The sequence below is a fragment of the Streptomyces sp. NPDC059371 genome, from assembly GCF_042751995.1.
GTDB lineage: Bacteria > Actinomycetota > Actinomycetes > Streptomycetales > Streptomycetaceae > Streptomyces.
Genome location: NZ_JBHYXD010000014.1, coordinates 125,035 through 134,420 on the forward strand (window position 1 = coordinate 125,035; position 9,386 = coordinate 134,420).

Sequence of the window (9,386 nt, forward strand, 5' to 3'; positions counted from 1 at the left end):
CTCACCCCCCAACATCTCCTCTACGGGCCACCAACCCATTTCCCGGGCCCCATAAAACACCTAAAACCCCAACCCCCCCCCCCCCCCGGGGCCCCCCCCCCCGCGCCCCCGCTCCTCTCTCCCCGGAGCACTCATGGGACGGTACGTCATCCGGCGACTGCTGCAGATGATCCCGGTCTTCATCGGCGCCACACTGCTCATCTTCCTGATGGTGAACGTGATGGGCGACCCCATCGCGGGCCTGTGCGGTGAGCGCAAGTGCGACGCCGCCACGGCCGCCCAGCTGCGGGAGGAGTTCAACCTCGACAAGAACGTTTTCGTCCAGTACCTGCTGTATTTGAAAGACATCTTCACCGGTGACTTCGGCACCGCGTTCAACGGACAGCCGGTCACCGAGCTGATGTCCACCGCCTTCCCGGTCACCATCCGGCTGACGCTGGTCGCGATCTTCTTCGAGATCATCATCGGCATCACGCTCGGTGTCATCACCGGTCTGCGCCGCGGCCGGCCGGTCGACACGGGCGTCCTGCTGCTCACCCTCGTGGTCATCTCCGTGCCGACCTTCGTCACCGGTCTGCTGGCCCAGCTCCTGCTCGGCGTCAAATGGGGCTGGATCAAACCCTCGGTCTCCGCGGACGCCACCTTCGGCGAGCTGATCGTGCCCGGCCTCGTGCTGGCCTCGGTCTCCCTCGCCTATGTCACCCGGCTGACCCGGACCTCCATCGCGGAGAACAAGAGGTCCGACTACGTCCGTACGGCCGTCGCCAAGGGCCTGCCGCGGCGCCGCGTCACCATCAGGCATCTGCTGCGCAACTCGCTGATCCCGGTGGTCACCTTCATCGGCACCGACATCGGCGCCCTCATGGGCGGCGCGATCGTCACCGAGCGGATCTTCAACATCCACGGTGTCGGCTACCAGCTCTACCAGGGGATCGTGCGCCAGAACACCCAGACCGTCGTCGGCTTCGTGACGATCCTCGTCCTCATCTTCATGGTCGCCAATCTGCTCGTCGACCTTCTGTACGCCGTACTCGACCCGAGGATCCGCTATGCCTGAGCAGCCGCCCTACGAGGAAGAGGAATTCCACCACGGCCCCGAAGGTCCGCCGCCGGAGGACCTCGCGATCGCTCCGACCGGCTTCGGCGGCACCATGGACCTCGGATCGAGCGAAGCGGAGACCCTGGAGAAGACACCGGGAGGACCGGAGGGCACGGGGCCCAGCGAGAAGCCGCGCTCCCTCTGGTCCGACGCCTGGCGGGACCTGCGCCGCAACCCCGTCTTCATCATCTCCGGACTCATCATCATCTTTCTGGTCGTGATCTCGATCTGGCCCTCGCTGATCACCGACCAGAGCCCGCTCAAGTGCGACCTCTCCAAGGCGCAGGAGGGCTCGCAGTCCGGACACCCCTTCGGCTACGACGGTCAGGGCTGCGACGTCTACACCAGGACCGTGTACGGGACCCGCGTCTCGATCAGCGTCGGTGTCCTCGCCACGATCGGGGTCGCCCTCCTCGGCTCGTTCCTCGGCGGTCTCGCCGGCTTCTACGGCGGGGTGGGCGACTCGGTCCTGTCCAGGATCACCGACATCTTCTTCGCGATCCCCGTCGTGCTCGGCGGTCTGGTCCTCCTCTCCGTGGTGACCAGCAACACGATCTGGCCGGTCGTCGGATTCATGGTGCTGCTCGGCTGGCCGCAGGTCTCCCGGATCGCACGCGGCTCCGTCATCACGACCAAGGAGAACGACTACGTCCACGCGGCCCGCGCCCTCGGCGCGTCCAACTCCCGGATGATGCTGCGGCACATCACCCCGAACGCGATCGCGCCGGTCATCGTCGTCGCGACCATCGCGCTCGGCACGTACATCTCGCTGGAGGCGACGCTGTCGTACCTGGGCGTCGGTCTCAAGCCCCCGACGGTGAGCTGGGGCATCGACATCTCCTCGGCCTCCGCGTACATCCGCCAGGCCCCGCACATGCTGCTGTGGCCGGCCGGCGCGCTCGCGATCACCGTGCTCGCGTTCATCATGCTCGGCGACGCGGTGCGCGACGCCCTCGACCCGAAGCTGAGGTGAGTGCCGTGCTGCTCGAAGTGCGCGATCTGCACGTGGAGTTCAGAACCCGGGACGGTGTCGCCAAGGCCGTCAACGGCGTCACGTACAGCGTCGACGAGGGCGAGACGCTCGCCGTGCTCGGCGAGTCCGGCTCCGGCAAGTCGGTGACCGCCCAGGCGGTGATGGGCATCCTCGACATCCCGCCCGGGAAGATCACCGGCGGCGAGATCCTCTTCCAGGGCAAGGACCTGCTGAAGTTCAAGGAGGAGGAGCGGCGCAAGGTCCGGGGCGCCGAGATGGCGATGATCTTCCAGGACGCGCTGTCCTCCCTGAACCCCGTGATCAGTGTCGGGGACCAGCTCGGCGAGATGTTCACCGTGCACCGCGGGATGAAGCGCAAGGAGGCCCGCGCCAAGGCGATCGAGCTGATGGAGCACGTGCGCATCCCGGGGGCCGCCGAGCGCGTGCGGGACTATCCGCACCAGTTCTCCGGCGGTATGCGCCAGCGCATCATGATCGCCATGGCGCTGGCCCTGGAACCCGCCCTGATCATCGCGGACGAACCGACCACCGCGCTCGACGTCACCGTGCAGGCCCAGGTCATGGACCTGCTGGCGGAACTCCAGCGCGAGCTGCACATGGGGCTCATCCTCATCACCCACGACCTCGGCGTGGTCGCGGACGTCGCCGACAAGATCGCGGTGATGTACGCGGGCCGGATCGTCGAGACCGCCCCGGTCCACGACATCTACAAGGCGCCCGCCCACCCCTACACCAAGGGTCTCCTCGAGTCGATCCCCCGGCTCGACCAGAAGGGCCAGGAGCTCTACGCCATCAAGGGCCTGCCGCCCAACCTGATGCACATCCCGCCGGGCTGCGCCTTCAACCCGCGCTGTCCGATGGCCCAGGACATCTGCCGCACCGAGGTGCCGCCGCTCGTGGAGGTCGACGCGGACCGCGGGAGCGCCTGCTTCTTCTGGAGGGAGTGCCTCGATGACTCAAGCCGCAACTGAGCCGCTGCTGGAGGTCAGCGGACTGGTCAAGCACTTCCCGCTCACCCAGGGGATCCTGTTCAGGAAGCAGATCGGGGCCGTCAAGGCGGTCGACGGCGTCGACTTCCACCTCGACCGCGGCGAGACCCTCGGCATCGTCGGCGAGTCCGGCTGCGGCAAGTCCACCGTCGCCAAGATGCTGGTCAACCTGGAGAGGCCGACCGAGGGCGCGATCAAGTACAAGGGCGAGGACATCACCCAGTTGTCCGGCAAGGCGCTGAAGGCGGTGCGCCGCAACATCCAGATGGTGTTCCAGGACCCGTACACCTCGCTCAACCCGCGCATGACCGTCGGAGACATCATCGGGGAGCCGTACGACATCCACCCCGAGGTCGCGCCGAAGGGCGACCGGCGGCGCAAGGTCCAGGAGCTGCTGGACGTGGTCGGGCTCAACCCGGAGTACATCAACCGCTATCCGCACCAGTTCTCCGGCGGCCAGCGCCAGCGCATCGGCATCGCGCGGGGCCTGGCGCTGCGGCCCGAGATCATCGTCGCCGACGAGCCTGTCTCCGCGCTCGACGTCTCCGTGCAGGCGCAGGTGATCAACCTGCTGGACCGGCTCCAGACCGAGTTCGAGCTCAGCTACGTCTTCATCGCGCACGACCTGTCGATCGTGCGGCACATCTCCGACCGGGTCGGGGTGATGTACCTCGGGCGGATCGTGGAGACCGGCAGGGACGTCGAGATCTACGACCATCCGACGCACCCCTACACCCAGGCGCTGCTGTCCGCGGTGCCCGTGCCGGACCCGGAGGCCCGGGAGCACCGGGAGCGGATCATCCTGCACGGGGACGTGCCCTCGCCCGCGCACATCCCGTCCGGCTGCCGGTTCCGCACGCGCTGCTGGAAGGCGCAGGAACGCTGCACGCTGGAGGTGCCGCTGCTCGCGGTGCCGGCCGAGTTCCGGCTCGTCGAGGGACCGGCCGCCCACGACTCGGCCTGTCACTTCGCGGAGGAGAAGCAGGTCGTGCCGCCCGAGGAGCCGTCCGACGGAACGCCATAGCGGCACAAACGTGAGCAAACTTCGTTAACACACAGGCAACTTGACGGAAGCGGTACCGATATACGGACGCGTCAGGGTGAACACCGTACGGCCGTGCGGGTGCCGTGAACGAGCCGGGGTGTCGCCATGTCACCCCGGCTCGTTGTTTTTCCCGGTGGGTCAGCTCATGCCGAGAGAGCGCTTCAGGAAGTTCACCTGGAGCAGGAGCAGGTTCTCGGCGACCGTTTCCTGCGGGGTCATGTGGGTGACCCCCGACAGGGGCAGGACCTCGTGGGGGCGGCCGGCGGCGAGCAGGGCGGAGGAGAGCCGCAGGGCGTGCGCCACCACCACGTTGTCGTCCGCGAGGCCGTGCACGATCATCAGCGGCCGGTGCGTGTCCGCGGGCGCGGCCAGCCCCTCGTCGGTGACCAGTGAACTCTTCGCGTACACCGCCGGGTTCGTCGCCGGGTCGCCGAGGTAGCGCTCGGTGTAGTGCGTGTCGTACAGCCGCCAGTCGGCGACCGGGGCGCCCGCGATGCCCGCGTGGAAGACGTCGGGGCGGCGCAGCACGGCGAGTCCCGCGAGCCAGCCCCCGTAGGACCAGCCGCGGATCGCGACCCGGGACAGGTCGAGCGGGAACCGCTCCGCGAGACCGTGCAGTGCCTCCACCTGGTCGTCCAGGGAGAGCGTCAGGTCGTCGCGGATCGCCTTCTCCCAGGCGGGGGAGCGCCCCGGGGTGCCGCGCCCGTCGGCGACGACCACCGCGAAGCCCTGGTCGGCGAACCACTGCGAGGTGAGGTGCGCGTTGTGCGCGGCCAGCACCCGGGGGCCGTGCGGACCGCCGTAGGGGTCCAGGAGGACGGGCAGGGGGGTGTCACCGTCGTAGTCGGTAGGCATAAGCACGGCGCATGGGATTTTCTGTGCGCCCCCCTGTGTGAGCGTCACGCGCGGGGACAAACCGGGATCTTCGGCGTACGAGGAGATGGTCGCCGCCTTCTTCCCCTCGCGCAGCACCTGCACCTGGGCGCCCGGCTGGTCGAGCACCGACGACACGAGCACGGTCACGCCCCCGGCGCGCACGGCAGAGTGCACGCCGGGCTCCTGCGAGACGCGCTCCAGGCCGAGTTCGTTCACCCGGTACACATGCACTTCACCCGTTTCGGGGGAACTCGCCCCCTCGCCCGCCGAGGCCGCGACCAGCACGTCGTCGGCCGAGATGTCGAGCACCGCCCTGACGTGCAACTGGGCTCCGGTCAGCGGGCGTTCGCCGTACGCCAGGACCCGCGCGCCGCCCTCGTCGGCGATCCGCACGAGCTGTCCGCCGGGGCTCCAGCACGGCACTCCAGGGAAAAGATCAAGCCAAGTTGGATCTTCGTCCGCGTGCACCATCCGGGTCGCGCCGGAATCCGGGTCCACGGCCAGGAAGAGCTGGCTGCGCTGGTCCCTCGCCTGTACCAGAAGCAGCGGCGCACCCGCGGCTGACCAGTGCACATGTGCCAGATACGGGTAGCGCGCCCGGTCCCAGGACACCTCGGTGCGCACCCCGTCGAGCCCGAACACGAAGAGCCGTACCTCGGCGTTGGGGCTGCCCGCCACCGGATAGGCGACCCGCTGCGGATCGGCTTCCGGGTGCGCGGGGTCGGAGATCCACCAGCGCTGTACGGGCGTGTCGTCGACGCGCGCGACGAGCAGCCGGTCCCCTTCGGGCGACCACCAGAAGCCGCGCGAACGCCCCATCTCCTCGGCCGCGATGAACTCGGCCAGTCCGTAGGAAACCGTCCCGGGACCCCCGGCCGGCTCCGGCTCCGCGACGGCCCGGTCACCCTCGCCCTCGGCCCCGACCACGCGCAGGGCGCCCCCGGACACGTACGCCACGAGCGTGCCGTCCGGGGAGGGGCGGGGGTCGATCACCGGTCCGGGGACCGGGAGTTCACGCGCCGTGCCGGCCCGGAGCTCGGCCGTGAACAGCCGCCCTGACAAGGTGAAAGAGGCCAACTCGGCGGCTGTGTCGGTGGCATATCCGACGATGCCCGCGCCGCCCTCGCGGCTGCGCTCGCGGCGCGCCCGCTCCTCGGGGGACAGGTGCTCGGTGGCTCCGCCGAGCAGGGCCGCGGGGTCGGCCACGACCCGCTCACGGCTCTCGGACACGTCGAGGACCCACAGTTGGTTCGCCCGCTCCGTACCGGAGGGGGACCGCAGGAACACCACACGGGAACCGTCGGGGGACACGGTGAACGCGCGCGGCGCGCCGGAGGTGAACCGCTGGGTGCGGGCGTACCGGCGCGGGAAGGAGAGAGGCTCGTTCGTCATGCGTCGACCATATTGGCCATGCGCCCCCTTGTGCGGCCGTGCGCCGATCGATGCGCGCGTACGGATAGTTATGATCACTAGCGCTGTGTGGGTAGGAACCTGCTGGCTGCTGTTTGGATGTACCGACCCCTTGTGTCCGAACCCGTACCGGACCCCAAGTCCCCGGGAACTTTGGAGGTGAGCCGCCGTGGCACTCTCGATTTCGGCGGTGGTGCTGCTGGCGATCATCGTCTTTCTTCTGATCAAGAAGTCAGGACTGAAAGGCGGGCACGCGGTCGTCTGCATGCTGCTCGGCTTCTATCTCGCCTCCTCGACCATCGCGCCCACGATCAGCGATCTGACCACGAACATCGCGGGCATGATCGGCAGCATCAAGTTCTGATCCGCCCCGGGGCCGTGGGCGGGGAGAGTGTCCGGCTCCCGCTCCCCGCCTGCCCCGTCCGGCCTCCGCGAAACGGACCGGTCCGCGCCGCCGGACGGCGGGGGACCCGGGCCTCGTAGGGTGGGTTCCATGACGGAACTGCCCGACCGGCGTCTGCTCCTGGTGCACGCGCACCCGGACGACGAGTCGATCAACAACGGCGCGACCATGGCCCGGTACGCGGCCGAGGGCGCCCAGGTGACGCTGGTGACCTGCACCCTCGGCGAGGAGGGCGAGGTCATTCCGCCCGAACTCGCCCATCTCGCCCCCGACCGCGACGGCGGACTCGGTCCCTACCGGACCGGTGAGCTGAGGGCGGCCATGAAGGAGCTGGGCGTCACCGACCACCGCTTCCTGGGCGGCCCCGGACGGTTCCGCGACTCCGGGATGATGGGCGCCGAGCAGAACCACCGCCCCGGCGCCTTCTGGGCCGCGGACGTCGACGACGCCGCGGATCACCTCGTGGAGGTGATCCGTGAGGTGCGCCCCCAGGTGCTCGTCACCTATGACCCCGACGGCGGGTACGGGCACCCCGACCACATCCAGGCCCACCGCGTGGCCGTGCGCGCCGCGGAGCTGGCCGCGGATCCCGCCCACCGCCCCGACCTCGGCGGCGCGTGGCGGATCGCCAAGACCTACTGGAACCGGGTGCCGCGCCCGGTCGCCGAGGAGGCGTTCGCCCGCCTGCGCGAGGCCCTGCCCGAGCTGCCGTTCGACCGGAGCGCCGCCGTCGGCGACGTACCGGGCGTGGTCGACGAGGCGACCGTCACCACCGAGATCGACGGCATCGCGTACGCCATGGCCAAGGCCGCCGCGATGCGGGCGCACGCCACCCAGATCACCGTGGACGGCCCCTGGTTCGTCCTCTCGAACGAGCTGGCCCAGCCGCTCTTCACCACCGAGTACTACGAACTGGCCGGCGCCCCGCGCCCCGCGGCGCGCGAGCGAGACCTCTTCGAGGGGACCGGCACGACCGGGCGAGGGACGGATCCGCGATGAGCTCGAACGGACAGCGCGGCGGGGGAAGCATGCTCGCCCAGCCGATGAAGCCACCCTCGGGCGGGCGGATCGCCGCCTACCTGGGGCTCTTTGTGCTCGGCGGCGTGGTCGGCGTCGCCGGAGCGCTGGTGCAGCCGGGCTGGTTCCCGTTCGGGCTGCTGCTCGCCCTGGCGGGCGCCGCCGGACTCTTCCTGGGCGGCGCGCGGGCGGCGGGCACCCGGGCCGGAGCCGTCGCCCCCGCGGCGGGCTGGATGGTCGCCGTCGTCCTGCTCACCGCCAGCCGCCCGGAAGGGGACTTCCTCTTCGGCGCGGGAGTCGTCTCGTATCTCTTCCTGCTCGGAGGCATGGCTGTGGCTGTGATGTGTGCCACTCTCGGTCAGGGGCGGCAACCAGGCCCTTCCGGTGCCCGACTTGGCAAGTGACGTACCACTTCGCCGCATCGGTCCCGGGCGGGTCCTGTGCGAGATTCCTGCACGGTCGAGGTTTGCGGGCCGGACATGGCCAGTATGGTGGTGCGCGCCGCCGAGCTGCCCGAGATGAGGTCGAGTAAACGGGCGGCGGAGCCAACCGGGAGAACCTGCCTTGAGTCGTGAAACTGACAGTTCGTCCTCCGGGCCCAACGGGCGCGGTGGAGCCGCGTACCCGTCGGGGACGCCCCCGTACGGCACCCCCGCGGCTTCCGAGAACGGCGCCGACGCGGGCCGTTCGGCCGCCGGCAAGCCGACGGAGGAGCGCAAGACCGAGACAACGCTGACGACACGGATCCGGATCAACATCCCCGGATCGCGGCCCATCCCGCCCGTGGTCGTCCGTACACCCGTCGCCGACACCGACGCCTTGCCCGACGGCGGCGACGGCAAGGCGACCGGCACACCGGCGCCGCAGGGCACGAGTGCGCCCGCGGGCGCCTCCGGTCCGGCGGCCGCCGCCCCGGCCCCGTTCGCCCCCGCGACCGCGCCCGTGGAGCAGCCCGCGCCGGCCGAGGAGAAGACGAGCGACTGGTTCGCGCCCCGCAGGGCCGGCGCGCCCCCCAAGGGCGGGACGGGCGCCGGCTCCACCAACGGAGCGGGCATGCCGGGCGGTTCGGCTCCCGCGGGCGCCCTGCCCGCCGGGGCCACCCCGGGCACGGGACGGCCGGCGCCCTCCCCCGGCGCGGGCCCGCTGGGCATCACCGGTGGACGGCCCGGCGGCGCGAACGGTGCCGCGCTCCCCGGCGCCACCGGCGCCGGACCCGTGGCCCCCGGTCACGGCGGCGGCACGGGCTCCTTCGACGTCTCCGGGGCGCTGCGCGACACCGGCTCCTTCCCGGCCATCGGTTCGCCCGGCGCGGCAGGTACGCCCGGCGCGTCCGCGGGGTCCGGCGAACCGCGCCGCGACGACCTCCCGTACTTCTCCGAGAGCGGCCGCGGCGGCCCGACCGGCCCGACCGGCGGTCCCGCCACCGGCGACGGCCCGCTGCGGCCCCCGGCCGGGGCCCGCCGCGGGCCCCCCCCCCCGGCCGCCCCGGCCCGGCCCCTCGTCCGCGTCGACGGCAAGCACCGCAAGGGGGAGAGGAGTTGGCTGCCCTTCTC

General features: G+C 70.8%; 8 protein-coding genes and 1 pseudogene. 8 read left to right on the forward strand and 1 reads right to left on the reverse strand.

Annotation, left to right across the window (positions count from 1 at the left end; genetic code table 11):
- Window positions 1-133: 133 nt before the first annotated feature.
- Genes ACFXGX_RS11375 through ACFXGX_RS11390 form a run of 4 tightly spaced genes read left to right on the forward strand, consistent with a single transcriptional unit; the run spans window position 134 to window position 4,106 of the window.
- On the forward strand, window positions 134-1,057 hold the full coding sequence (locus ACFXGX_RS11375) for an ABC transporter permease (protein WP_384788189.1): 924 nt from the start codon (window positions 134-136) through the stop codon (window positions 1,055-1,057).
- Window positions 1,050-2,072 (forward strand): ABC transporter permease, encoded by a 1,023-nt coding sequence (locus ACFXGX_RS11380; RefSeq protein WP_384788192.1) that lies wholly within the window; start codon window positions 1,050-1,052, stop codon window positions 2,070-2,072. Before ACFXGX_RS11375 ends, ACFXGX_RS11380 begins: the two co-directional genes overlap by 8 nt.
- Window positions 2,073-2,077: 5 nt before the next feature.
- Complete coding sequence (locus ACFXGX_RS11385) at window positions 2,078-3,064, forward strand: ABC transporter ATP-binding protein (RefSeq protein ID WP_384788195.1); 987 nt, start codon at window positions 2,078-2,080, stop codon at window positions 3,062-3,064.
- The gene (locus ACFXGX_RS11390; RefSeq protein ID WP_384788198.1) at window positions 3,045-4,106 is read left to right on the forward strand and encodes an ABC transporter ATP-binding protein; all 1,062 of its coding nucleotides are present in this window, start codon (window positions 3,045-3,047) and stop codon (window positions 4,104-4,106) included. The genes ACFXGX_RS11385 and ACFXGX_RS11390 overlap by 20 nt, the downstream gene beginning before the upstream one ends.
- Window positions 4,107-4,265: 159 nt before the next feature.
- Here ACFXGX_RS11390 and ACFXGX_RS11395 read toward each other — a convergent pair whose 3' ends face one another.
- The gene (locus ACFXGX_RS11395) at window positions 4,266-6,395 is read right to left on the reverse strand and encodes a prolyl oligopeptidase family serine peptidase (protein ID WP_384788201.1); all 2,130 of its coding nucleotides are present in this window, start codon (window positions 6,393-6,395) and stop codon (window positions 4,266-4,268) included.
- Between the two features lie 187 nt (window positions 6,396-6,582).
- Here ACFXGX_RS11395 and ACFXGX_RS11400 point away from each other — a divergent pair, with 187 nt between their 5' ends.
- From ACFXGX_RS11400 to ACFXGX_RS11415, 4 genes and pseudogenes are all read left to right on the forward strand, one after another.
- Window positions 6,583-6,777 (forward strand): hypothetical protein, encoded by a 195-nt coding sequence (locus ACFXGX_RS11400; protein WP_037620693.1) that lies wholly within the window; start codon window positions 6,583-6,585, stop codon window positions 6,775-6,777.
- A gap of 129 nt (window positions 6,778-6,906) precedes the next feature.
- Entirely contained in the window at window positions 6,907-7,815 is a 909-nt protein-coding gene (mshB, locus tag ACFXGX_RS11405) for an N-acetyl-1-D-myo-inositol-2-amino-2-deoxy-alpha-D-glucopyranoside deacetylase (RefSeq protein WP_384788205.1), read from the forward strand.
- Window positions 7,812-8,237 (forward strand): DUF6113 family protein, encoded by a 426-nt coding sequence (locus ACFXGX_RS11410; protein ID WP_384788208.1) that lies wholly within the window; start codon window positions 7,812-7,814, stop codon window positions 8,235-8,237. The genes mshB and ACFXGX_RS11410 overlap by 4 nt, the downstream gene beginning before the upstream one ends.
- 160 nt (window positions 8,238-8,397) lie before the next feature.
- Window positions 8,398-9,386 (forward strand): annotated as a pseudogene (locus ACFXGX_RS11415) (hypothetical protein); the annotation flags it as partial.